We start from the raw sequence: 24,730 nt of genomic DNA on the forward strand, positions 1-24,730 counted from the left end.
TGCTTGACCCTTCAAAGGATGCCGCAAAACCGTCCGTGCAAAACCAGTTGCAGAAGAAAAATACATCAGCTATTTCTAGATTGCATTCAAATATTGCATACAAAAACAAGAGGAATGCACCAAAATGAATCACTCGTCGTCAGTCGAGGTGCGTCGGGTCAGCAAGCGCTACACCGATGATCCCAACGTCGCTCCCGCCCTCAACGAAGTGTCGGTCGACATCGCCCACAACGAATTCTTCACCCTGCTGGGGCCGTCCGGCTGCGGCAAGACCACGCTGCTGCGTAGCATCGCCGGGTTCGAGAACGTCACCTCCGGCGACATCCTCGTCGGCGGCGAGCGGGTCAACGACCTGCCTCCCTACCGCCGCCGCATCAACACCGTGTTCCAGAGTTACGCCCTGTTCCCGCACATGTCGGTGAGCGAGAACATCGCCTTCGGCCTGGAGATGCAGGGCCTGCAGCGCTCGGAGATTCCGAAGCGGGTGAAGGAGATGCTCGCGCTGGTGCAGATGGAACACCTGGCGCGACGCAAGCCGGCCGAGCTCTCCGGCGGCCAGCAACAACGTGTGGCCCTGGCCCGTGCGCTGGCGCCCAAGCCTTCGGTCCTGCTGCTCGACGAGCCGCTGTCCGCGCTGGACCTGAAGCTGCGCAAGGAAATGCAGGTCGAGCTCAAGCGTGTTCAGGAAGAGGCGGGCATCACCTTCATCTTCGTCACCCACGACCAGGAAGAAGCGCTGACCCTGTCCGACCGCATTGCCGTGATGTCCCACGGCAACATCATGCAGATCGGCACGCCCAACGAAATCTACGAACGCCCGACGCATCGCTTCGTCGCGCAGTTCATCGGCGACATCAACTTCCTCCCCGGCCAGATGCGCCAGGGCGGCTTCCACCCCAACGCCATGGCCGCGGAAATCCCCTGCGAGCTGCCTGCCGGCCTCAGCAGCGCCAGCGTGCAGCTGGCCTTCCGCCCGGAGCGCTCCAAGCTGGTCGACCCCTCGCAGCCGCACCATCTGCGCGCGGTGATCGAGACGGTGATGTACGTCGGCACCGCCACGCTGTATCGCTGCCGCCTGCCCGATGCCTCGCAGATCACCCTGCGCGAGAGCAACGAGGGCGGCCGCGCCCGTGACGTCGGCGAGGCGGTGGCGGTGCATCTGCCGCCCCAGGCCTGCCTGCTGATGGAGGCTTGAGATGAAGGAGTCGCCCACCACCCGCCGCCTGTTGCTGCTCAGCCCGGTGGCGCTGACGCTGCTCGGGCTGATTGCCATACCGCTTGCAATCATGGGCTACATCAGCCTGCTGCCGCGCAACCTCTACGGCGGCGTCGACTGGCACGCCGACTGGCAGATCCAGAGCTACGTGCAGCTGTTCTTCCAGGAGGATTTCGACGGCAACCTGGAGCTCAACTGGGTCTATGCCCAGGCGCTGCTGCGCTCGCTGTTCCAGGCCGGCGGCACCACGCTGCTGTGCTTCCTCTTCGGCTTCCCGGTGGCGCTGTGGATGACCAGCCTGAGCGAGCGCTCGCGCAACCTCATGGTGTTGCTGATCACCATCCCGTTCTGGACCAACCTGCTGATCCGCAACTACGCCTGGCTGATCATCCTGCGCGAGCACGGCTGGATCGCCCAGACGGTCAACGCGCTGTTCCCCCAGGCCGGCGGCATCACCCTGCTGTACAACGACTTCGCGGTCTGCGTCGGCCTGGTCTACAGCTTCCTGCCGTTCATGATCCTGCCGATCTACTCGACCCTGGAGAAGCTCGACTGGCGCCTCGTCGAAGCCGCCTACGACCTCGGTGCCAACCGCTGGAAGGCACTGCGTCGGGTGATCCTGCCGCTGTCCATGCCGGGCGTGATCGCCGGCTCCCTGCTGGTGTTCGTGCCGAGCCTGGGCGCCTTCATCACCCCGGCCATCCTCGGCGGCGGCAAGACGCTGATGATCGGCAACCTGATCCAGCAGCAGTTCGGCACCGCGCGCAACTGGCCCCTGGGCGGTTCGCTGTCGTTCCTGCTGCTGGCGATCATGCTGCTCGCGCTGATCGCGTTCGCCCTCTATAGCCGCCGCGCCGCCAAGGCTGTCCACCTGGGAGCTTCCGCATGATCGCCCAGCACCTGAAGAAACTCCCCGGCACCCGCGAGACCAGCCTGTTGGTGCTGGCCTACCTGTACCTGCCGATCTTCGTGTTGATCGCCTACAGCTTCAACGCCAACCGTTCGGCCACGGTGTGGACCGAATTCTCCTTCGCCTGGTACGGCAAGATCGTCGCCAACCCGTCGATCCAGGCGGCGGCGTTCAACTCGCTGGTGGTTGCCGGCTTCGCCACCGTGCTGTCCACGGCGATCGCCCTGGCGGCGGCGCTGGCGACCTCGCGGCCGTTCTACGGGCGGCGGATGGTGGAGGGCGGCATCAACCTGCCGCTGATCCTGCCGGAGATCGTCATCGCCGTGGCCACGCTGCTGCTGTTCATGTCGCTGGGCATCAAGCTCGGCCTGATGACGGTGATCGTCGCCCACGTCGGCTTCTGCATTCCGTTCGCCTACCTGCCGATCCGCGCGCGCCTGAACGACCTGGACAAGAGCCTGCTGGAAGCCGCCGGCGACCTCTACGCCAGCCCGTACCAGGTGTTCCGCCGCGTGACGCTGCCGCTGTTGTGGCCGGCGGTGCTGTCCGGTGCGGTGCTGGCATTCGTGGTCAGCCTCGACGACTTCATCATGACCTTCTTCGTCGCCGGCCCCGGTTCGACGACGCTGCCGGTCTACATCTTCTCGGCCATCAAGGCCGGGGTAACGCCCGAGATCAACGCCATCTCGACCCTCATGCTGGTGATTTCCATCGTCCTCGTGGTGCTGTCGTACTGGCTCGGCCAGCGCGGCAAACCGGACGCTTGATAACGACTGCCGACCCTGACCTTTAGCTTTTCGGAGAGCCCTATGAAGTTGAATGCCCTGCGTCACGGCCTTGCCGGTTTGTCTCTCGCCCTGCTGGCCGCCGGCGTCGCCCAGGCCGAGGAACCCAAGCAGCTGTTCTTCTACAACTGGACCGACTACTACCCCGTGGAACTGCTGGCCAAGTTCGAGAAGGAGACCGGCATCAAGGTCACCATGGACGGCTACGACAGCAATGAAACCCTGCTGGCGAAACTGCAGGCCGGCGGTGCGGCATACGACGTGATCGTGCCGTCGCACTCGATCATGCAGACGCTGATCAATCAGAACCTGCTGCTGGAAATCGACACGCCGACGCTGGCCAACTTCCAGTTCGTCAAACCGGCCTTCCGCGATCCGGGCTTCGATCCCGGCCGCAAGTACTCGGCGCCATACCTGTGGGGCACCACCGGTTTCTCCTACGACAGCGCGCGGGTGCCGGGCGGCAAGCTGGATGACTCGTGGAAGGAGTTCTTCGAGCCGCGTCCGGAGCTGCAGGGGCAGGTCGCCGCGCTCGACACGCCGAGCAGCCTGATCAACGCCGCCGCACATTACCTCAACGTCGACGAGTGCACCGAGAACCCGCAGGACGCGAAGAAAATCCTCGAACTGCTGCAGAAGCAGAAGCCCTTCCTGAAGATGTACAGCTCGGACAACACCGTGGACCGCATGGCCTCCGGCGAAGTAGTGCTGATGCAGAACTGGAACGGCTCCACCGCGCGCGCCACGTTGCAGAAGAGCACCATCAAGTACGTCTACCCACGCGAGGGCGTGGCCTCCTTCCAGGACAACTTCGCCGTGCCGAAAAGCGCGCCGCACCCGGAGAACGCCAAGGTCTTCATCAACTGGATGATGAAGCCGGAGAACGCTGCCGCAGTGACCAACGCCATTGCCTATTCCAACGGCATCCAGACCGACCAGCTGCTCGACGCCAAGTGGAAGGTCATGGACGCCATCAACATGCCGGAGGAATACGCACAGCGCCTGCGTCTGGAAAAGGAATGCAGCAACAAGTCCCGCGAGCTGCAGGACCGCATCTGGTCCAAGCTCAAGGGCTGACGCACCGCTTTCGCTTTTCGTAGGAGCGAGGGGACGCCTAGTCCTTGCTCGCGAACCGCTTGATGCCGGCGTCAGGGCGGAATCCGTTCGCGAGCAAGCTCGCTCCTACAGGTTTGAACCCGGAGCACGCGTCGACGAGCTCAGCGGCGGATAACCGCAAGCGGGTATCCGCCCTACGTTTTCAACAAGATCGAGGTCCCCATGACCGACAGCTACTGGCTGCGCAACATCCGTCCGCTGGGCAACGCCGCGGAAGACTTCCTCATTCGTAATGGCCGCATCGCCGAACGCCGCCCCGCTAGCGGTGCCGACATCCAACCGGGTGACATCGACGGCGCCGGCCAGTTGCTCGTGCCGCCACTGGTAGAGAGCCACTGCCATCTGGACAAGACCCTCTGGGGTCAACCCTGGCGCCCCAACAGCGCCGGCCCCACGCTCAAGGACTACATCGCCAACGAGCGCCGCGTACTGCGCGAGATCGAAGCACCGATCTCCGAGCGTGCCGGCGCGCTCCTGGAGCAATGCATCGCCCGCGGCTCGCTGACCTTCCGCTGCCACGTCGACATTGATCCCGAGCTGGGCCTGCGCCACGTCGTCGCCATGCAGGCGCTGCGCGAACGTTACGCCGACCTGATCGACATGGAGTTCGTGGTCTTTCCGCAGACTGGCCTGGTCAGCCGCCCCGGCACCGCCGAACTGATGCGCGAGGCCATGCAGCTGGGTGTGGAAAATGTCGGCGGCCTGGATCCCTGCGGCATTGATGACGACCCCATCGCCCAACTGGATATCGTCTTCGGCCTCGCTGTGGAGTTTGGCCGGGGCGTGGACATCCACCTGCACGACAAGGGCGAACTCGGTCTCTGGCAGATCGCCCGCATCGCCGATTACACCGAGCGCCACGGTCTGCAAGGCAAGGTCATGATCAGCCACGCCTACTGCCTGGGCATGGCGCCCTGGGAGCAGGTCGAGCCGCTCGCCGAGCGACTCTCCGAGCTGGGCATTTCCCTGATGAGCTCCGCCCCGGCCGATACGCCGGTGCCGCCGTTCCTTGCGCTGCGCGACGCCGGTGTGAACCTGTGCCTGGGCAGCGACGGTATCCGCGATGCCTGGTCGCCCATGGGCAATGGCGACATGCTCGAACGCGCCATGCTGCTGGCCTTCCGCTTCGACCTGTGCAAGGACGAAGACCTTGCCGCCGCGTTTGCCGCCGCCACCGCCAACGGTGCGCGAGCGCTGGGCCGTGATCCTGCACACATCGAAGTCGGCGCAGCAGCAGACTTCCTCCTGCTGCCGGTCCAGACCCTCGGCGAAGCCGTGGTTGCACGCCCGGCGCAGCGCCAGGTATTCAAATCCGGCAGGCTGATCGCCGAGCAGGGTCGCCTGTTGGAGTCGCGTCTGTGAACACCCCTCGTATCGGCCTGAAAGCCAGCTTCGTGGTCGGCTTCGACGGTCGCCGACACGTGCTCTGGCGCCACGGCGAAGTCGTGTTCGAAGGCGGGAAGATTGTCTTCGTCGGCCGCGGTTTTCCCGGCGAAGTCAGCCAGTGGATCGACTACGGCCAGGCGCTGATCGGCCCCGGCTTCATCGATCTCGATGCGCTTGGCGACCTCGACTCCACCGTGCTCACCTTGGACAACGGCGCCGAGTGGAACATGGGTCGCGTCTGGTCCGAGGACTATCTGCGCGCTGGCCCGAGCGAGTGCTACAGCCCGGACGAAGAGCTGTTCAAATACCGCTACGCCTTCACCCAACTGATCCGCAACGGCATCACCACCGCCATGCCGATCACCTCGATGTACTACCGGCGCTGGGCCGAGCATTACGACGAATTCGCCGGGGTTGCTGCGCTGTCGGGCGAACTTGGCCTACGCACCTATCTCGGCCCCTGCTACATGAGCGGCATGACCTACGCCCGCGCCGACGGCAGCGCCGCGCAGCATTGGAACGAAGCTGCCGGCCTCGCCGGATTGAAGGAAGCCGAACGCTTCTTCCGCGACTTCGACGGTGCGCACAACGGTCTGGTGCGCGGTGCACTGCTACCTGACCGCATTGAAACCTGCACACCCGCATTGCTGGAGCGCACCGCCGCCGTGCAGCGCGAACTGGATGCGCCGCTGCGCCTGCATTGCTGCCAGTCGCGCTACGAAGTCGAACTTGTACGCCGGCTGCGCGATACCTCGTCGCTACAGTGGCTCGATAACTACGGCCTGCTCAACCCACGCAGCGTGCTGCCGCACGGCATTCTGCACAGTGGCGAACACGAACTGCAGCGCCTCGCCGATACCGGCGCGAGCCTCGTACATTGCCCCGTCGTGTTCGCTCGCGAAGGCGATGCGCTGGACTCCTTCGGCGCTTACCGCGCACGCGGTATCAACCTCGCCATGGGTACCGACACCTTCCCGGCGGACATGCTCGACAACCTGCGCCAGGGCCTGAACATCGCGCGGGTGAAGGAGGGTGATGCCGAGCACACGCGCATGCTCGACCTCTACAACGCCGCGACACTCGGCGGTGCCCAGGCGTTGGGCCGCGATGACCTCGGCCGCCTCGCTCCAGGCGCCCGCGCAGACATCACGGTGTTCCGCCTCGGTACGTTCCACCAGGGGCCATTCTTCGATCCGCTGAAGAATCTGTTCACCGCGGGGCGGGGCGACGACTGCATTGCCAGCTTCATCGACGGCCGCAGCGTCATGCAGGACGGACAGGTGATCGGCGCCGACTACGCCGACCTGCAACGCCGCGCTGATGCGCTGTTCCAGAAGCAGATGCAGCACCACGCCGAGCGTGCCTTCGGCAACCCGCCGTGGCGCACGCTGTTCCATTCCGCGATTCCCTTTGCCGACTCGTACAGTGCCGATGCACCGCTGCTCGATGCGCGCGCACTGTCTGCCCATTGAAGGACCACCCCATGCTCAGCTTCGACTTCCAGCAGCTGTCCGCCCGCGAGAAATACAAGATCCTCATCGGCAGCGTGGTGCCGCGTCCCATCGCACTGGTCACCACCATCGACGCCGAAGGCCGCCCCAACGCCGCGCCCTTCAGCTTCTTCAATGCGTTGTCGGCCGATCCGCCGATCCTAGCCCTGGGCGTGGAGAACTACAGCGACCTGAGCCCTAAGGACACCACGCTGAACATCCGGCAGAACCAGGAATTCACCGTGAACATCGTTTCCGACGCGTTGGTGGAAGCCATGAACGTCTGCGCCGTGCCCTTCGAGCCGGGCTTCGACGAACTGGTCGCCGCCGGCCTCACCGCCATCCCTGGCACCCGCGTCGGCTGCCCGCGCATCGGCGAGGCGCCGGTGGCGCTGGAGTGCCGGCGGATGATGGCGCTGTCCATCGGCCAGTCGCGGGAAATCATCCTCGGCGAGGTGCTGATGGCCCACGTGCGCGACGACCTGATCGACCCCGCCACGCTCTACATCGACCAACTCGGCCTCGACGCCATCGGCCGCATGGGCGGGCACGGCTATGCGCGCACACGGGAGTATTTCGACCTGCCGACGCGTTCGCTCAAGCAGTGGATGGAGGCTCCCGGCGCAGGGCAGCGCCTCTGGCCCGAAACCGAAGAGTTCGCCTGAACCCATGGAGGAGCGAGCTTGCTCGCGAACCCGCCCAACGCCGAATTACCCGGTGAATCCGTTCGCGAGCAAGCTCGCTCCTTCACAAAACATCCCGCAGAAATGAAAACGCCCGGCATCCTGCCGGGCGTTTTCATTTCACTCCAACACTTACTGCTGATGCAGCTTCCACGCGTCCCCATGGGGCGCGGTGCCCTTGTCGTACGGGCGGAACAGGGTCATGTAGGCCAGGCCCAGCACGATCACGATGCCGCCCACCAGGATGATCCCGTAGTTCAGGTACCAGGGCGCATCCGGCGTGCGTGGCCAGGACATGTTGATGATCGCCAGCACGCCGTAGGTCAACGCCAGGATGTTCACGATCCAGCCCCAGTTGCCCAGGGTGAAGGCGCCGCTCGGCTTCCAGCCGCGCAGGCGGGCGAACAGGGCGCCACCGACGATCATCTGGAACGACAGGTAGATGCCGATGGCGGCGAAGCTCACCACCATGGCGATGGCATTTTGCAGGTAGAAGCCGGCACAGACGATCACGCTTGGGATCACGCCGCAGGCGATCAGCGCCGCGACTGGTACGTGGGTGTTGGGCGACAGGCGTTTGAGCAGGCCGCTGCCCATCACCATTTCGTCGCGGGCGTAGGAGTAGAGCAGGCGGCTGGCGGCGGCCTGCAGGCTGAGCACGCAGGAGACGAAGGAGACGATGATCACGGCCATCACCAGGCGCGCACCGGTCACGCCGAAGGCGTTGTCGAGGATGGTGGTCATCGGGTCCTTGTCGGCGCCGGAAATCACTGCCTGCATGTCCGGTACCGCGAGGATCAGCGCCAGGGCGGCGAAGATGGCTGCGCCGCCGCCGATCCAGATGGTCATGCGCATGGCCTTGGGAATCCGGCGGCTGGGGTTCGGGGTTTCCTCGGCGACATCACCGCAGGCCTCGAAGCCGTAGTAGAGGAACATCCCCGCCAGCGAGGCGGTGAGGAAGGCCGGCCAGTAGCTGCCGTCGATGCGGATGTCGAAGGTGTTGAACAGCACCGAGAACGGCTGGTGACGCTCGAAGATCAGCAGGTAGGTGCCGATCACCAGCGCGCCGAGCAGTTCGCAGATAAAGCCGAACATCGCCACGCGGGCCAGCAGCTTGGTGCCGGACAGGTTGAGCAGGGTGGCGATCACCGTCAGCGCCAGGGCGACGAAGGTGTTGGTCACCGGCGTGGATTCGAAGCCGAGCAGTGTGGCGATGTACGGGCCCGCGCCAAGTGCCACGGCGGCGATGGTCACGCACAGCGACACGGAGTAGATCCAGCCGACCATCCAGGCCCAGCGTTTGCCCACCAGGCGCCGAGCCCAGGGGTAGACGCCACCGGAGATGGGGAACTGCGAGACGACTTCGCAGAAGATCAGGCACACCAGCATCTGCCCGATACCCACCAGCAGGTAGGACCAGAACATCGGCGGTCCGCCGGCGGCCAGGCACAGGCCGAACAGGGTGTACACGCCGACCACCGGCGAGAGGTAGGTGAAGCCCAGGGCGAAGTTCTGCCAGAGGGTCATGCTGCGTTCGAAATTGGAGGTGTAGCCCAGCGCGCGGAGTTGCTCCGCGTCGCGGTCCAGGGCGGCGCCTGGCTGGATAGAGCTGTTCATCGTGGGGTTCCTGTCTGAGGTTTTCGCGTCGGCAGCCAATCGGGTGCAACGGAAAGCGTTGTTGTTATTGTTCGGCGCGCGGCATTAGCCGCGCGCCGTCTTGCTCCAAACCTCTCGTGTTCCGGATCGCGTTACAGCTTGATCCAGGTCGCCTTCAGCTCGGTGTATTTGTCGAAGGCGTGCAGCGACTTGTCACGCCCGTTGCCCGACTGCTTGAAGCCGCCGAAGGGCGCGGTCATGTCGCCGCCGTCGTACATGTTCACCCACACGCTGCCGGCGCGCAGGGCGCGAGCGGTGAGGTGGGCCTTGGAGATGTCGCGGGTCCACACTGCCGCCGCCAGCCCGTATTGGGTGTCGTTGGCGATGCGGATGGCCTCTTCGGCGTCCTCGAATTCGATGACCGAGAGCACCGGGCCGAAGATTTCCTCGCGGGCGATCTTCATCGCGTTGCTCACGCCGTCGAACAGGGTCGGCTCGACGTAGGTGCCACCGGTTTCCTCCAGCACGCGTTTGCCGCCGGTGAGGATCTTCGCGCCTTCGTCCTGGCCTGCCTGGATATAGCCGAGCACCTGCTCCAGCTGGCGACCATCGACCAGCGCGCCGACGTTGGTTTCCGGGTCCAGCGGATGGCCGGCTTTCCAACCTTTGAGCGCCTCGACCACCAGCGGCAGGAATTTCGCTTTGATCGATCTCTGCACCAGCAGGCGCGAGCCGGCGGTGCAGACTTCGCCCTGGTTGAAGGCGATGGCGGCGGCGGCAGCTTCGGCGGCGGCCTGCAGGTCCGGGGCATCCTCGAAGACGATGTTCGGGCTCTTGCCGCCGGCTTCCAGCCAGACGCGCTTCATGTTCGACTCGCCGGCATAGACCATCAGTTGCTTGGCGATCTTGGTGGAGCCGGTGAAGACCGCGGTATCGACGTCCATGTGCAGCGCCAGGGCTTTGCCGACGGTATGCCCGTAGCCGGGCAGCACATTCAGCACGCCGGCGGGCAGGCCCGCGTCGATGGCCAGCTGGGCGATGCGGATGGCGGTGAGCGGCGAGCGCTCCGACGGCTTGAGGATCACCGAGTTGCCAGTGGCCAGCGCCGGGCCGAGCTTCCAGGCCGCCATCATCAGCGGGAAATTCCACGGCACGATGGCGGCGACCACGCCCACCGGCTCGCGGGTGACCAGGCCGAGCTGGTCGTGGGAGGTGGCGGCTACTTCGTCGTAGACCTTGTCGATGGCCTCGCCGCTCCAGCGCAGGGAGTCAGCGGCGCCCGGAAGGTCGACATTCAGCGAGTCGCCGATGGGCTTGCCCATGTCCAGGGTTTCCAGCAGCGCCAGCTCCTCGGCATGTTCTTCCAGCAGGGCGGCAAAGCGGATCATCACGGCCTTGCGGGTGGCTGGTGCTTCCCGCGACCAGACGCCGGAGTCGAAGGTGGCGCGGGCGCTCTGCACGGCGCGCTCGGCATCGGCTTCATCGCAGCTGGCAACCTTGGCCAGCAGGCGGCCGTCCACCGGGCTGATGCAATCGAAGGTGTCGCCGGAGGCGGCGGCGAGGTACTCGCCCTGGATGAAGGCACGCCCCTCGATCTTCAGGGTCTTGGCGCGGGCTTCCCATTCGGCGCGGGTTGGCTGGCTCATGCGTATCGCTCCTCGTTCTTGCTGTTGTTGGCGGGGGACGGCTGGCTGGCCGTCTCTGGCAAATACATTTGAAACCATATCTTAAGATTTTGCGGTTGCCAATACGGGTCGAAAAACGAGCGTTTCAGAGCGCTTTTCGTAGCGAAATACCTTGCTGAAAGTGCGGAAAGCGATTTAAAAATATGGAGACATAGTTTTGAACGAAGCGGCTGCCAGCCTGCAGATAGACTTCGTCATCACCGCCAGAACAGGAACTTTTCGCGCAGGAAGCGTCCGCCACGAGCGCCCCTCGCACTGCCGCCTATGAACGAATTCAGGAAAGTCCGCCCCGCCAGCTTCATGCGTCTGCGCCAGGAAGGGCGCACCGAGGAAGTCGCGCGCCGTCTGGTGGAGATGGTCGATCTCGGCCTCTACGCCGAGGGCGAGCAACTGCCCAGCGAAAGCGAATTGGCCATGCAGTTCGGCGTCGCTACCGTGACCCTGCGCGATGCGCTGGCGGAACTGCGCGAGCGCGGCGTGATCGAGACCCGTCGCGGGCGCAACGGTGGCAGCTTCGTCTGCTCGCCGCAGCACACTTCGGAAGAGGCGCTGCTCGGTCAGCTGCGCCAGATGAGTGCGCTGGAGCTGCGCGACCTGGGCGACGAGCACGTCGCCATCGCCGGTGCCGCCGCACGGCTGGCTGCCCAGCGCTCCACGTCGGACGAACAGGCGCGCATCGCCCAGTACCTCGATGCCTTGGCCAGCGCCACCACGCGTCAGGAACAGCGCCGCGCCGATGCGCGCTTTCACATTGAGATTGCCGTCGCTGCCCAGTCCGTGCGCCTGACCCATGCGGAAACGCGCTTGCAGGCGGAAATCGGCGAATGGCTTTGGTTGCCGGTGGAAGGCTTCCCGGGGGCCGCGACCATTGAGCAGGAACACCGCGCCATTCTCGAAGCCATCAGCGCCGGTGACTCGAACCTCGCCGGTGCGCTGGCGGAGGCCCATGTCACCCGTGGCATCAAGCGGCTGATCAACCTGCGTCTGAGCCTGCTCGCCGACGATGGCTGACTGGCACAGCGCTTGCTGCCTTCCCGGCAGGCGCATTCGAGCGTGCGCAGTGATTCACCGAGCAGATACAGCGGGCCGCCCTGGCCCGAGCGATAACAAGAACAGCGAGGCCACCGGTCATGTCCAGCGAACAACACACGGATGAACTCCAGTGCTGCGCCCAGCGCATCGACGCTTCCATCCGTAACGTTTTCCAGCGTCTCGACGAGCTGGCCGGCGAGGTCGTGGCGATCTGGCGCGAGCTGGCCGAGGAGGGCAGGCGGCCGTCGTCGAAGGATCTCGGCGCACTGCGTCCGCGCATCCAGCATGACCTCACCGATGACGGTACGCGCCTGCATGGTACCGGGGTGGTCATCGAGCCGGGCGAGCTGGCCGACCAGGACATGTACCTGGAATGGTGGTATCACGGCCGTGGCGACAAGGTCGTACCCATGAGCCTGAACTTCAACCGGCGCAGCGAAAGCTTCTACAACTACCTCAACATGCCGTGGTTCTCCCGGCCGCGCGCCAGCGGCCAGCCCTCGGTCGTCGGGCCCTTCGTCGACCTTTACGGCACCGATCTGTACATCCTCGCCTTCTCCGTACCGATCCAGGTGGATGGCCGCTTCATCGGCGTCGCCGCCGCGGATATTGCCCTGCATGAGTTCGAAGGCGTGCTGCTGGGCAGCCTGATGCAGATGGGGCACGAGGCCCTGGTGGTCAACGGAGAGGGGCGGGTGGTGGCTGCCAATACCGCCAATTGGTTCACCGGCGACCTTGCCCGGCGCACGCTGGGACGGGACGCGCAGGGGCGCGAACAGGAGCTGGCGGAGTCCTTCTCGCACTGGGCGGTCATCGAGCGCCCGCTGAACCGTCGGCTGGCTGGTGCGGCCTGAGGCTGCCAAACGCCGCGCAATTGGCTAGGCTAGGGCGGTTCCCAACCTGACGGAAACCGCCATGAGCCAGTCGCTCGACACACTGCCCGACTTCGAACCGCTGAGCGCCGTGGATGCTCGCGTACTCGGATGCCTGATCGAAAAGCAGCTCACCACGCCCGAAGCCTACCCGCTCACCCTCAATGCCCTGGTCACTGCCTGCAACCAGAAGACCAGCCGCGACCCGGTGATGAACCTGACTCCCGGCCAGGTCGGTCAATCCCTGCGCCACCTCGAAGGTCGCGAGATGACCCGCCTAGTCATGGGTAGCCGCGCTGACCGCTGGGAGCAGCGTCTGGACAAGGCGCTGGAGCTGGTGAAGCCGCAGGTTATCCTGCTCGGCCTGCTGTTCCTGCGCGGCCCGCAGACCCTCAACGAACTGCTCACCCGCAGCCAGCGCATGCATGACTTCGACGACACCGAGGAAGTCCGCCACCAACTCGAACGCCTCGCCGGCCGCGGCATGGCAATGCAATTGGAACGCCTGGGCGGCCAGCGCGAAGACCGCTATATGCATTTACTGGGCACCGAGGAAGACCGCGAGGCCGCCATCGCCGCCAGCGGTAGCCGTGCCTCAGGGGAGCGCAGTGACGGCGGCGGTCATGACGAAGGGCGACTGGTCGAGCTGGAAGGCCGCATTGCGGCTCTCGAAGAGCGTCTCGCCCTGCTGGAGCTGGGTGTCTCGCGCGACTGATGCAATGCGCCGCGCAGGTGGACCCAGGTCAATCTGCGCGACGCTAATTCAGCGTTAAGATTTGCCGCCGATAGTTAAGCTTGACCCTTGCTGCACCCGGAGCTTTCTCATGAGTCAAAAACCTTCCCAAGCCCAGCTGAATGCGGTGCTCAGCCAGCTCACGGAAAGCGACTTCAAATCCATCACCGACCTGAGCGGGCCGCGCGAAGCCAACCTCTTCGCCATTCGTGAACTGTTTCGCCAGGGGTTGATCAAGGGTGTGCTGATTGATGACCCTTTCGGTGCCGAAGACGACGACGGCCCGCTGCTGTGCAATGCCGAACGGTTGAGGTTGCGCAAGCCTCGTGCTGAACTCCTGTCTAACGAGCTTGCTGAGGCGGGTGCCTATCGCCGCGGTCTGCTGACCTTCTGATCGGCGAAACTTGATCCCGTCCTCGTTGGCTCGTTCGACACCTTTAGCTGCCTAGCCCCGCCCGTGGCACATCAGATTGCTTGCGGGTCCGCAGACGATAATTTCGGCTGCACTCGACGAGTGGCATGCCCGTCTGTGACTGTTTTCTTATTCCGTTTCCATTGGATTTCGCTGTAGATGGTCGAGTTATTTCGATTTTTCGGTGATTTTTATTCCAATTTGCAGCAAAGAACCGGTCAGGACTGTTGGAATGTTAATGAAACCTTAATCTTTGATATCATTCAGACATCGGACGTTTTCTTGCCAAAAAACAAATATTGGATGGCTGCCTTTTCTGAAGGTTCCGCCTCATCGGCAAGCAATCATTCGGGATAGGGACTGAATCCAGATAATCGCGCAACGGAACATCCTGCGATTGCAAGGGACTGTGTTGACGCACCACTCCCCTGCTCCAAGCATCATATTTGGCCCTCTCAGGGGCCGTCCCTCCTGCCTCCCGTAGTCCAACACGCCTCACGCCATGCCTTTCCGGGCACCTGGTGTTGGCACCGTTTTTTCGAAAGGAAGCAGAAGAGGCGCCCATGCAACTCAAGACCCTCAGTATTTTTGGCACCCGCCCTGAAGCCATCAAGATGGCGCCATTGGCATTGGCTCTAGCTGCGGACCCGCGATTCGACTCACGCGTCTGCGTCACCGGGCAGCACCGGCAGATGCTGGACCAGGTCCTCGAGTTGTTCGAACTGGTGCCGGATTACGACCTTTCGATCATGAAGGCCGGTCAAGATCTGACCGATGTGACCACGGCCATTCTGCAAGGCCTGAAGCCGATTCTGGCAGCGTTCAAGCCGGATGTGGTGCTGGTGCACGGCGATACCGCAACGACCTTCGCCACCAGCCTCGCAGCTTACTATCAGCAGATCCCGGTGGCTCACGTCGAGGCGGGGCTGCGTACCAACAACCTGTACTCGCCGTGGCCGGAGGAAGGCAATCGTCGCCTGACCGGGACTTTGGCTGCCATGCACTTTGCGCCGACCACCACCTCCCGCGACAATCTTCTGCGCGAAGGTGTGTTGCCTTCGACCGTCCATGTCACCGGAAATACCGTGATCGATGCGCTACTGGATGTCGTGCGCAAGCTCGATGGCGGCGATTCGGCGCTGCAGGCTCGCTTCCAGGAACAGTTCGCTTTCCTGCCTGAAGGTCGCCGTATCGTTCTGGTGACCGGGCATCGTCGAGAGAATTTCGGTGGCGGCTTCGAGCGCATCTGCATGGCGCTGGCCGAAACAGCCAAGGCGTTCCCCGACGTCGAGATCGTCTACCCGGTCCATCTCAACCCCAATGTGCGCGAGCCGGTGAACCGCCTGCTCCAGGGGATCGGCAACGTCCACCTGATCGAGCCGCTGGACTACCTGCCATTTGTTTACCTGATGAGCCGCGCCTACCTGATCCTCACCGACTCCGGTGGCATCCAGGAGGAAGCGCCATCGCTCGGCAAGCCGGTGCTGGTGATGCGCGATACAACCGAACGCCCCGAAGCGGTGTCTGCCGGCACAGTCAAGCTGGTCGGCACTGAGGTGGAAAGCATCGCAGGCAATCTGCGCCATTTGCTGACCGATGCGGGCGCCTATCGCGCCATGAGCTTTGCCCACAATCCCTATGGTGACGGCCAGGCCTGTGCTCGGATTCTCGAGGCGCTGGCAGGTATGCGTAACGACAAGTCGAAGGAAACAGTATGAGTTTTGCAAGGATCTCGGTAGTTGGTTTGGGTTACATCGGCTTGCCCACTGCAGCGGTCTTCGCTGCCCGCAAGAAGCAGGTGATCGGCGTCGACGTGAACCAGCACGCGGTCGATACCATCAATCGCGGTGAAATCCACATCATCGAACCCGATCTCGACATGGTGGTGCACGCTGCGGTGACCGAAGGTTACCTGCGCGCTACGACTACTCCCGAGCCGGCGGACGCTTTCCTGATCGCCGTACCGACCCCGTTCAAGGGTGATCATGAACCGGACTTGGCATACATCGAGTCGGCTAGCAGATCCATAGCTCCGGTGCTCAAGAGCGGCGACCTGGTCATCCTCGAATCGACCTCCCCCGTCGGCGCCACCGAACAGATGGCCGCCTGGCTGACGGAAGCCCGCCCGGACCTGACCTTCCCTGCGACCCATGGCGAGGCCTCGGACATCCGCATCGCCCACTGTCCCGAACGCGTCCTGCCGGGCCATGTGCTGCGCGAGCTGGTGGAGAACGACCGCATCATCGGTGGCCTGACCGCCAAGTGCTCGTCGGCTGCCGCGCGCTTGTACAAAACCTTCGTCGAGGGCGAGTGCATCATCACCGACGCGCGCACCGCGGAGATGTGCAAACTCACCGAGAACAGTTTCCGTGATGTGAACATCGCCTTTGCCAACGAATTGTCGGTCATCTGCGACAAGCTGGGCATCGATGTCTGGGAACTGATCCGCCTGGCCAACCATCATCCACGAGTGAATATCCTGCGCCCTGGTCCGGGCGTGGGCGGCCACTGTATTGCGGTCGACCCCTGGTTCATCGTCAGCAAGACCCCGGAAGAGGCGCGCCTGATCCGCTCCGCCCGTGAGGTCAACGATGGCAAGCCGGACGTGGTGATCAGCAAGCTCAAGGTCGCCGCCGCGGCTCGCGACAACCAGGAAATCTATTGCCTGGGGGCTGCTTTCAAGGCGGACATCGATGACCTGCGCGAGAGCCCCGCACTGAGCATCGTTCAGCGTCTGCTGGAGGAAGGTTACGTGGTCAAGCTGGTCGAGCCGAATATCGAAGAGCTGCCTGCTTCGCTGCGCGGCGAGCGTTGTGTGCTGGTGAGCTTCGAAGACTTCCTCACCCAAGGCGCGCAAGCGCTGGCGGCGGTCCTGGTTCCGCACAAGGAGTTCCGTGAGTCGCAGGAGCTGCGCGCCATGAATCCCATGGACTTCTGCGGTGCTTTGAACTGAACGGCCTCTGATTGCGGACATGGAAATGCAAGCTGAAGTACGCCCCTATACCGAAAAGGATGCAGAGCGCAACGTCGCGACACTGACGATTGGCGAGTCGCGGTACAGCATTTATCTGCCGAACCACGCGACTGACTACATCCAGAAAAAGATTGTCGACGAGCAGAAGCCTTACGAGCTTCAGATGCTCGAAGATATCCAGCAACGCGTGGCTGTCGACGATCTCGTGCTGGATATCGGGGCGAACATCGGCAACCACACGCTGTACCTAGCTGCTGTAGCTGGCTGCCGAGTGATGGCTTTCGAGCCGAACCAGGCCCTGGCGGGAGCCATTCTTTCCAGTGTGGAAATGAACGACCTGTCCGAGCGTGTTAGCGTTCGGGCGGTTGGGGTAGGCAAGGCCAAGAGTCGCGGGCATTTCGACAAGGACATGCCGGACAATCTCGGGGCGCAAAGCATCTGCGTTGGCGAAGGCAGTATCCAGATCGTGGCGCTGGATGACCTGCGATTCGACCGAGCCGTGAAGTTGCTGAAAATTGACGTTGAGGGAATGGAGCTCCCCGTTCTGCAGGGGGCCGAGGCGTTGCTGCAGCGCGATCGTCCCTTGCTTTACGTCGAGTGCCAGGGCGAACCTGAATTTCGGGCGATTTCCGGCTGGCTCGATGGCCGTGGCTACAGCTACTGGGACACCTTCAACGCTACGCCGACCCACCTCTTTGTGCCCAATGAACAGGTCGACATCGAGCGTCGTCTTTCGCGGTTGCAGTTCAAGGATGTCCTTGACTCCTATCGCAACCGTGAGCAACTGACACTGGCAAAGGTGCGGTTGGACGAGGCCAACGGCAAATATCGCTCAGCTAACGAGCAGATAGACCGGCTCAAGGGGCAACTGGCCGAGCAGAAGCAGCAGTATGCGGCCGATACGGCGGATCTCACGGCGCGCAAGTCCGAGGTCAAGGCGCGCCTGGATGAAGCGAACAGCAAGTATCGCCAGGTCACCGAACAGGTCGCCACGCTGAAAACGCAGTTGGCTGACGACAGGGAGGCCCGTGTTTCGGTTGAGGCATCAGTAGGGCAGCTGCGGCAGCAGGTCGATGCATTGACCGCTGAAAGTGAAACGGTGCGTGGTCAGCTGGATCACGCCAAGGCCCAGCAACAGACGTCGGCCGAGCAACTGACTGCACTCGAGCAGAAACTGGCTGTGGCCACTGAAAGCAAGGGACTGGCGGACCGGAGTCTGGTGCAGGCTGAGCAGCGCATTGAGGTGTTGCTTCAGGAGAACGATGCGCAGGCGGTTCAGCTGGGGCAGGCTCGCGATGCACTGATCGGCGTAGAAGCGCAGGCTGTCAACCTGCAGGCCGAGCTTGCGTCCGCCGTTGCTTCGTATCAGGCCCAGCAGCGCGAGCAATTGGCCCTGGCTCCTCTGGTGGAGGCCAATACAGCGCTGGGCGCACGCCTGGAAGAAGCGAACGGTAAATACCTGCAGGCAGGCGAGCAGATCGCCTCGCTGAAGGGAGAGCTGGCTGCGGCCCAGACTCAGATTCACGCACAGGAACAGCGTTATGACGTCCAGGCGGGGCAGGTCGCCCTGCTGGAGGATCAGGTCGCCAAGGCGCAGGCTTTCTCGCAGGCACTCGAGGCTCAGTTACAGTCTGCCCGGCAGGCCGCCGACGAAGAGCACCGGCAACACGCGCAACTTCGTATTGCATTGGAGCAGCAGAGCCAGTCGCTGAGCGAGCGGATACTGCGCTGCGAGGACCTGGAGGCGACTGCTGGTGGCCTGCAGGCTCGGCTACTGGAAAGCGAAAAGATTCATCAGCAACAGACCGGGGACCTTGCAATCGAGCGCGCTGCTCGCCTGGACGCAGAAGAGCTCCTGAAGGCATCTGCTTTGCAGTGGCAGCAACTGCGCCAGCAACTGGAAGACGATCTGGCCGCGACCCGCTCCTGGTTGGATGCGGCCAATGTGAAATACCGTGCGGCGACCGGTGAGCAGATTCCCCAGCTCAAGACGCATCTGGAGTCCATGCGCAACCGCTCCATCGATCAGCAGAAGAAGATCGAGGAACTGGCCGAGAATCTGCAACGTGCCAACGCGAAGCGTCACTTGGCGGAACAGCGCCTGGTCAAAACGCGTGCAAGCCTGACCTACCAACTGGGCTATCAGCTAAAGTCCGGCGCCACTTCGCTGGGTGGATTCGTGCGCTTGCCCGGCTCATTGCTCGGTCTGTATCGCAAAGCCAGCAAGCAACGTAAGGTCGCGAGGCAGACGAGCATTGGCCGCGAAGAGCCACCCAAGGCGCTGCCCGCTCCGCAGCACGCAGCCCAAGCCAGCGACGCGCAACGTCCTGCCCTGCTGGCTGACGAGTCGAGGTCACGTGCCTTGATGGTCGCTCAGACGTCCGACGATTCTCAGGTCCGAGTGGCCTGCATCATGGACGAATTCTCCTATGGCTCGTATCGCCACGAGTGCAACCTGCTGCAGCTGACTCCCTCCCACTGGGAGCGCGAGCTGAGCGAGTTCCGCCCTGAGATGCTGCTCATCGAGTCGGCCTGGCGCGGCAAGGATGACCTGTGGGGCAGCAAGGTCGGCCATAACAGCCGGGAGCTACAGGGAATTCTTGCCTGGTGCCGGGCCAATGGCGTGCCGACCGCCTTCTGGAATAAGGAAGACCCGGTCCACTTCGAGACCTTCCTGACCACCGCGAAGCAGTTCGACCATGTCTTCACCACCGACATCGATTGCATCCACCGCTATAAGGCGGGGCTGGGCCACGAGCGCGTCTACCTGTTGCCTTTCGCCTGTCAGCCGTTGGTACACAACCCGATCGAGTTGTACCAGCGCAAGGACGCCTTCTGCTTTGCCGGCGCGTATTATGTGCGCTACCCGGACCGCACACGCGATCTGGGTAATTTCGTCGCCGAGTTGCCGAAGTTCCGCCCACTGGAAATCTACGACCGCAACTTCGGCAAGGACGATCCGAACTACCAGTTCCCCGTCGAGTACCAGCCCTATATCGTTGGCACTCTGCCGTTCGAGCAGATTGATACCGCCTACAAGGGGTACCGCTACGCCATCAATCTCAACTCGGTGAAACAGTCGCAGTCGATGTTCGCTCGCCGGGTCTTCGAGCTCATAGGCTCCAATACCGTTACGGTCAGCAATTACTCCCGCGGCTTGCGCTTGATGTTCGGCGATCTGGTGGTCACCACCGATAACGGCGTGGAAATGCTGCGGCGTCTGAACCTGTTGGCCGGCTGCGAGGCAAGCAGTGGTAAGTTGCGGTTGGCCGCTTTGCGCAAGGTGATGCAGCAGCACACCTATGCACAACGCATGGGATATCTTCAAAAAAAGGTACTGGGACGCAGCGATGAGCAGAAGTGGCCGAAGTTTGCCGTGTTCGCCAAAGCGGCTGATTCGTCCCAGCTCAAGCGGCTGCTCGAGGGCATCGGCAGGCAGTCTTATCGCCCGGCGAGCGTTCATATCCTTGTCAGCGCTTCGCTCAAGGAGAAGTCTCGGGTTGAAGGCGCGAACATCGTTCTGGTCACGGAAAAACAGCTCAGGAAACGCTCGCTGGGGCACTTTGTCCAGGGTGGCGATTGGGCAGCGTTCTTCAGTGCCGAAGATTATTACGGTGACAACTACCTGCTGGATATGGCTCTGGCAACTCGCTACAGCTGCGCCGCTGTCATTGGCAAGGGCGCGTACTTTGCCTGGGATGACAAGTGCGCCAGACCTCATAGGCTGGAGCAGGCCTACCGATCGGTAGACGCTCTTCCGGCAAGGGCGTCGGCAATCATGAGCGAGCGTTTGAGCCAGGAGACTCTTCTCGATTGCCTGAAAGACCTTGAGATCCGCGAGTACCGGTTCGCCGATGCACTGGCGATCGATCCGTTCAACTACTGCCAGAGTGGCGCGGAGGCCGATGTTGCTGAGCAGGTCGGCGATCTGCCGTTGAATGTCGGCATGGACATCGATGAGTTGCAATCCCGGGCGGAGTTGATCGAGCCGGCGCGAACACACCAGCAGGATGTGGCCTCGTTGAGTGGTCGTGCCCTTGCGCAGATGTTCGGGGCGCTGCAAGGCAAGTCGGTGAGTCTGGACCTGGATGGTGAGCAGTGGCGTCTGGACTCCAGTTTGGAGGACGCCAAGCATGAGTACCTCTACTCAAACCGAGAGGTCACTCCAGAAGCACTGGGTGGGAGGGAGAAACTCGAGCTGTTCCTCGATGTGGCGCCTGGGCTGAACCTCCAGTTGGTGCTCCTGATGCTCGATGCGCAGAAGCAGAGAGTCAGCCATGTGATGGTCCCGGCGAACCGCAATGTGACAGCGGAAATTCCGTCCGAAGCGGCTTTCATCCGGCTGGGGTGGCGAGTATTCGCTGGTGGCAGCGCGGAAGTGAAGGAACTGGTGCTCGGCCATCGGGACCTTCAGCCTTCGATGATGCTTGAGCGCTCGCGCTATCTGCTGCTGACCAACAATTATCCGGGGTACGACGAGCTTTACCGCAACGGCTTCGTACATAGCCGGGTCAAGGCTTATCGTGAGCAGGGCGTGGGCGTGGATGTCTTCCGTCTGCGCAAGCATGAAGCGGTGAGCTATGCGGAGTTCGAGAATTGCGATGTCACTTCCGGGTCTCAGGAGGTCTTGCGCAGGACCCTGGAGAATGGGCGCTACCAATCTGTTCTCGTACATTTCCTTGATGCGGACATGTGGGAGGTGCTGGCGCAATTCGTTGATCGGATGAACGTGATCGTCTGGGTTCACGGCGCGGAAATCCATCCCTGGTATCGACGTCGGTTCAATCTGGAAACACCCGAGCAGGAGCAACTGGCGAGGCTGCAAAGCGACCAGCGCATGGCCTTCTGGCGCTCAGTGCTCGACCCGATGCCGAAGAACCTGAAGCTTGTCTTTGTCTCCAAGACTTTCGCGCAGGAAGTCATGGAAGACATCGGTTTCCAGCTGCCTGAGGCGAACTATCGGATCATCCATAATCCGATCGATACGCAGTTGTTCAACTATGTGGAAAAAAGCGCTGGGCAGCGCAGGAAGATACTCAGTATCAGGCCCTTCGCGTCCAGGCAGTACGCCAATGACTTGAGCGTGGCGGCCATCTTGCTGCTGAGCAAAGAGCCGTTCTTTGGCGAGCTGGATATCCGCATTGTCGGGGATGGGCGGCTGTTCGAGGAGACCGTGGAGCCTTTACGGAAACTCTCCAATGTCAGGATTGATCGCGGCTTCCTCACCCATGCCCAGATATCGGCCCTGCACAAGGACTATGGCTTGTTCCTGTGCCCTACGCGCTGGGACAGTCAGGGCGTATCGCGGGATGAGGCCATGTCCTCGGGCATGGTCCCGGTGACCAGCAAGGTCGCTGCGGTTACCGAGTTCGCCACGACCGACTGCGCCATTCTGGCGCCCCTGGATGATGCCGGGGCGCTCGCAGAGGGAATCAAGGCACTGTACTTCGACGAGGCGAGATTCCGCTCGATGTCGCTTGCGGCAGCGAACCGTGTTCGTGCCCAGACGTCGCGCGACTCTATCGTCCGCCTCGAACTGGAACAGTTCGCCATCCATCCAGGCTGCGAGCATTGAGCCCGTTGCCTGGAAGTCTCCGTGAATCCCGCCGGTCATGGATCGGCGCCTGGAATAGCACTGCTTGAGTGAACCCGTAGTGAACAATTCGTTTCAGCACTTCTTCTTCACGAATTTCGGTATCGGCATCAAGGATGAAATCTGGCTGAGCTATCGGCTGGAGATATTCGTTAATACGGTGTTTCCATCGCTGGCGAATCAGAGCAGCCGGGATTTCGAGTGGGTCATCTTCATCGACAAGGCTCTCCCGGTCATTCATGTGCGCCGCCTGCAGAGTGCCATTCAGACACAGGGTCTGAACGCCCGACTGTTGCCTGTCGATGAATACATAGCGGTTCCCGGCGAGATCGAAAAACTGCTGGCGGACGTGCAATCCGACACGCTGCTCACTTCGCGAATCGACGATGACGACTGTATCCATCATCGCGTTGTCGAGCTGATCCAGCGTGAAGCACTCGGGTCTTCTAGCACCGAAGATATTCAGGTCATTTCCCTGAAGAAGGGCTTCGAGTTTCTGCCGTCGGACAGTTGCTACCGAGAGGTTTCCCACCAGACCCTGGCCCTTGCTCTGACCTTGGTGGACAGGACGCAGGGCGGCAAGAAAAGAAGCATCAACCAGTATGCCCACCATCTGGTGGTGGATACGCTGGCCAAGCAAGGCGTCCGCTTTTCCCATACCGCGCTGGAGCTGGACGTTCCGCTTTACCTGTACACCAAGCATCCGCTGAGCGACTCGTATTTCTTCGGCTCCCGCGCCCGGATCATTGCGGACCCCAAGCGGCGAGATGGATTTGACGAGACGTTCTTCTCGCAATACGGGCTGTCGTCGCAAACGCTTGCCTACCTGACCGAACTGACCAGGCATGCGCCGTTGGGCATGCCGCACAAGTACCTAGAGAAGCTCAGCGTCGTCCGTGCCGAGATTCGCGCTGAGTCTGCCCGCGACAACCGAGGCTCCGATTCCGAAATGGACGTACTGCTCGCTCGCAAGAACCGGTTCGAGCGCCATGCCGTGCGCTCGAACCCCTCGCGGCGCGAGGGCGGGAAAATCCGGGTTGCCGTTCTGGGCTCCTGCGTCACCCGCGATCTCTTCGAGGTACAGCGACAGCAGTTGGAACCGTTTGAGCTGTGCTACTACATGGCGAGGTCCTCGGTGATCTCCTATATGGGACAGCCGTGTGTCGATGCCCGAATTAAAGTGCCCGACGGAGGGTTCGAGGATCGGCGCGCGCAATGGGACCTGAGCAAGCAGCACTGGGACCTTCTGGAGCAATCGCGTCCAGACATCATCCTGCTGGATTTCATCGACGAGCGGATCGGCCTGATCCAGCACCAGGGCTCCGTGTTCTCAGCCAGTGGTCCCGTGATAAAGGCTTTCGAACGCTCGTCCACCGGGTTCGACATCAGACGCCCGTGGAGTCGCGAAATACAGGCATTGCGTCAGTGGGCATTGCCGAAGTTTCTCGACCGGGTTTACTCCATCTGCCAGAACATCATCGTACATAAGGCGACCTGGGCAACGCACTTCAAAAGTGTAGAGGGCGACCTGCAAAGCTTCGCGGGAAGCGAGTTCGAAAAACTGATTGAACTCAACAACGATGTTCTCGATGGCATGTACGAACAGTTGGAAAATACATTCGCGCCGGTCGAGCTCATCGGTGGAGCGGAAGCGGGACTGGTGGCCGGAGGTAACTATCGCTGGTCCTTCAGTCCATATCACTACGACAGCTCATATTACAAAACCCTGGCGCGCCAACTGCGTGCTCGGGTCATTTACTGAAGATTGGTTTTGCAAGATTATTCCGAGGGGTAACTGCTTTGAATAAAATACTCACCATCGTTGCATTTTCCATCCTGCTTTCCGCTTGCGGCGAAGATGCAGATAACGTGAATAAAACACAAGTCGCCATTCAGCCTGCCACCAGCCTGGCGGAGCAGCAGGTCGGTGGCTCCAGGGCTGTTTATCTTCCTGACGGGACTGGGCTCATGCTCAGCGGGAAGATGGTCAAGGTGGCCGACAAGGGAAAGTTCAGGAGGCATGAGGTTGCCTTTGACAACTCCGCTCAGGCAGTGGAAAGCAGCCTCTATGATGTGCTCTCCAAGGCCGGTTATTCGCGAAAGGTCATTGAGACACGTGATGGCTTCAGTAAAGTCCATTACTACAAGGACAAGACACCGGTCATCGGTGGCGTGTTCCAGGACAGCACCTCGTCCGCCGGGCAGTCGCATCTGAGCCTGTATTGGCAGGAGACCTGAGTTACTTCT

At 62.3% G+C, this 24,730-nt stretch carries 18 protein-coding genes; 16 read left to right on the top strand and 2 right to left on the bottom strand.

Going from position 1 to position 24,730, the window contains the following annotated elements; genetic code table 11:
• Nucleotides 1-124: 124 nt before the first annotated feature.
• From A6723_RS02925 to A6723_RS02955, 7 genes are all read left to right on the top strand, one after another.
• Entirely contained in the window at nt 125-1,195 is a 1,071-nt protein-coding gene (locus tag A6723_RS02925) for an ABC transporter ATP-binding protein (protein WP_045216629.1), read from the top strand.
• 1 nt (nt 1,196) lies between these two features.
• Nucleotides 1,197-2,105, top strand: coding sequence for an ABC transporter permease (locus A6723_RS02930; RefSeq protein ID WP_054906520.1), 909 nt, complete (start codon nt 1,197-1,199; stop codon nt 2,103-2,105).
• On the top strand, nt 2,102-2,893 hold the full coding sequence (locus tag A6723_RS02935; RefSeq protein WP_045216633.1) for an ABC transporter permease: 792 nt from the start codon (nt 2,102-2,104) through the stop codon (nt 2,891-2,893). The genes A6723_RS02930 and A6723_RS02935 overlap by 4 nt, the downstream gene beginning before the upstream one ends.
• A 42-nt stretch (nt 2,894-2,935) precedes the next feature.
• Nucleotides 2,936-3,988: an extracellular solute-binding protein gene (locus A6723_RS02940; protein ID WP_054906521.1), complete on the top strand. Its 1,053-nt coding sequence runs from the start codon at nt 2,936-2,938 to the stop codon at nt 3,986-3,988.
• Between the two features lie 201 nt (nt 3,989-4,189).
• Nucleotides 4,190-5,389, top strand: coding sequence for an amidohydrolase family protein (locus A6723_RS02945; RefSeq protein WP_054906522.1), 1,200 nt, complete (start codon nt 4,190-4,192; stop codon nt 5,387-5,389).
• Nucleotides 5,386-6,885 (top strand): amidohydrolase family protein, encoded by a 1,500-nt coding sequence (locus A6723_RS02950; protein WP_064979550.1) that lies wholly within the window; start codon nt 5,386-5,388, stop codon nt 6,883-6,885. The genes A6723_RS02945 and A6723_RS02950 overlap by 4 nt, the downstream gene beginning before the upstream one ends.
• A gap of 11 nt (nt 6,886-6,896) precedes the next feature.
• A complete protein-coding gene (locus A6723_RS02955) occupies nt 6,897-7,568 on the top strand; it encodes a flavin reductase family protein (protein WP_054909071.1) in 672 nt (223 codons plus the stop codon).
• A 150-nt stretch (nt 7,569-7,718) separates the two neighbouring features.
• Here A6723_RS02955 and A6723_RS02960 read toward each other — a convergent pair whose 3' ends face one another.
• The gene (locus tag A6723_RS02960) at nt 7,719-9,203 is read right to left on the bottom strand and encodes an APC family permease (RefSeq protein ID WP_054909070.1); all 1,485 of its coding nucleotides are present in this window, start codon (nt 9,201-9,203) and stop codon (nt 7,719-7,721) included.
• A 131-nt stretch (nt 9,204-9,334) separates the two neighbouring features.
• The gene (locus A6723_RS02965) at nt 9,335-10,828 is read right to left on the bottom strand and encodes an aldehyde dehydrogenase (RefSeq protein WP_054909069.1); all 1,494 of its coding nucleotides are present in this window, start codon (nt 10,826-10,828) and stop codon (nt 9,335-9,337) included.
• 303 nt (nt 10,829-11,131) lie between these two features.
• On the opposite strand from A6723_RS02965, the gene A6723_RS02970 reads away from it, so the two are divergent.
• From A6723_RS02970 to A6723_RS03010, 9 genes are all read left to right on the top strand, one after another.
• Entirely contained in the window at nt 11,132-11,878 is a 747-nt protein-coding gene (locus A6723_RS02970) for a FadR/GntR family transcriptional regulator (RefSeq protein ID WP_054909068.1), read from the top strand.
• Between the two features lie 119 nt (nt 11,879-11,997).
• Nucleotides 11,998-12,753 carry a cache domain-containing protein gene (locus A6723_RS02975; RefSeq protein WP_054909067.1) on the top strand — a complete coding sequence of 252 codons (756 nt, stop codon included), beginning with the start codon at nt 11,998-12,000 and terminating at the stop codon, nt 12,751-12,753.
• 61 nt (nt 12,754-12,814) lie between these two features.
• On the top strand, nt 12,815-13,486 hold the full coding sequence (locus tag A6723_RS02980) for a YceH family protein (protein ID WP_054909066.1): 672 nt from the start codon (nt 12,815-12,817) through the stop codon (nt 13,484-13,486).
• A 109-nt stretch (nt 13,487-13,595) separates the two neighbouring features.
• Complete coding sequence (locus A6723_RS02985; RefSeq protein ID WP_054909065.1) at nt 13,596-13,898, top strand: hypothetical protein; 303 nt, start codon at nt 13,596-13,598, stop codon at nt 13,896-13,898.
• A 581-nt stretch (nt 13,899-14,479) separates the two neighbouring features.
• On the top strand, nt 14,480-15,634 hold the full coding sequence (gene wecB / locus A6723_RS02990; RefSeq protein WP_054909064.1) for a non-hydrolyzing UDP-N-acetylglucosamine 2-epimerase: 1,155 nt from the start codon (nt 14,480-14,482) through the stop codon (nt 15,632-15,634).
• The gene (wecC, locus tag A6723_RS02995) at nt 15,631-16,869 is read left to right on the top strand and encodes a UDP-N-acetyl-D-mannosamine dehydrogenase (RefSeq protein ID WP_054909063.1); all 1,239 of its coding nucleotides are present in this window, start codon (nt 15,631-15,633) and stop codon (nt 16,867-16,869) included. Before wecB ends, wecC begins: the two co-directional genes overlap by 4 nt.
• A gap of 25 nt (nt 16,870-16,894) precedes the next feature.
• Entirely contained in the window at nt 16,895-22,465 is a 5,571-nt protein-coding gene (locus tag A6723_RS03000) for an FkbM family methyltransferase (RefSeq protein ID WP_054909062.1), read from the top strand.
• 64 nt (nt 22,466-22,529) lie between these two features.
• On the top strand, nt 22,530-24,245 hold the full coding sequence (locus A6723_RS03005) for a DUF6270 domain-containing protein (RefSeq protein ID WP_256233817.1): 1,716 nt from the start codon (nt 22,530-22,532) through the stop codon (nt 24,243-24,245).
• Between the two features lie 38 nt (nt 24,246-24,283).
• A complete protein-coding gene (locus tag A6723_RS03010; protein WP_054909061.1) occupies nt 24,284-24,721 on the top strand; it encodes a hypothetical protein in 438 nt (145 codons plus the stop codon).
• Nucleotides 24,722-24,730 lie beyond the last annotated feature (9 nt).

Source organism: Pseudomonas sp. AU11447, from assembly GCF_001672555.2.
Taxonomy (GTDB): domain Bacteria; phylum Pseudomonadota; class Gammaproteobacteria; order Pseudomonadales; family Pseudomonadaceae; genus Pseudomonas; species Pseudomonas nitroreducens.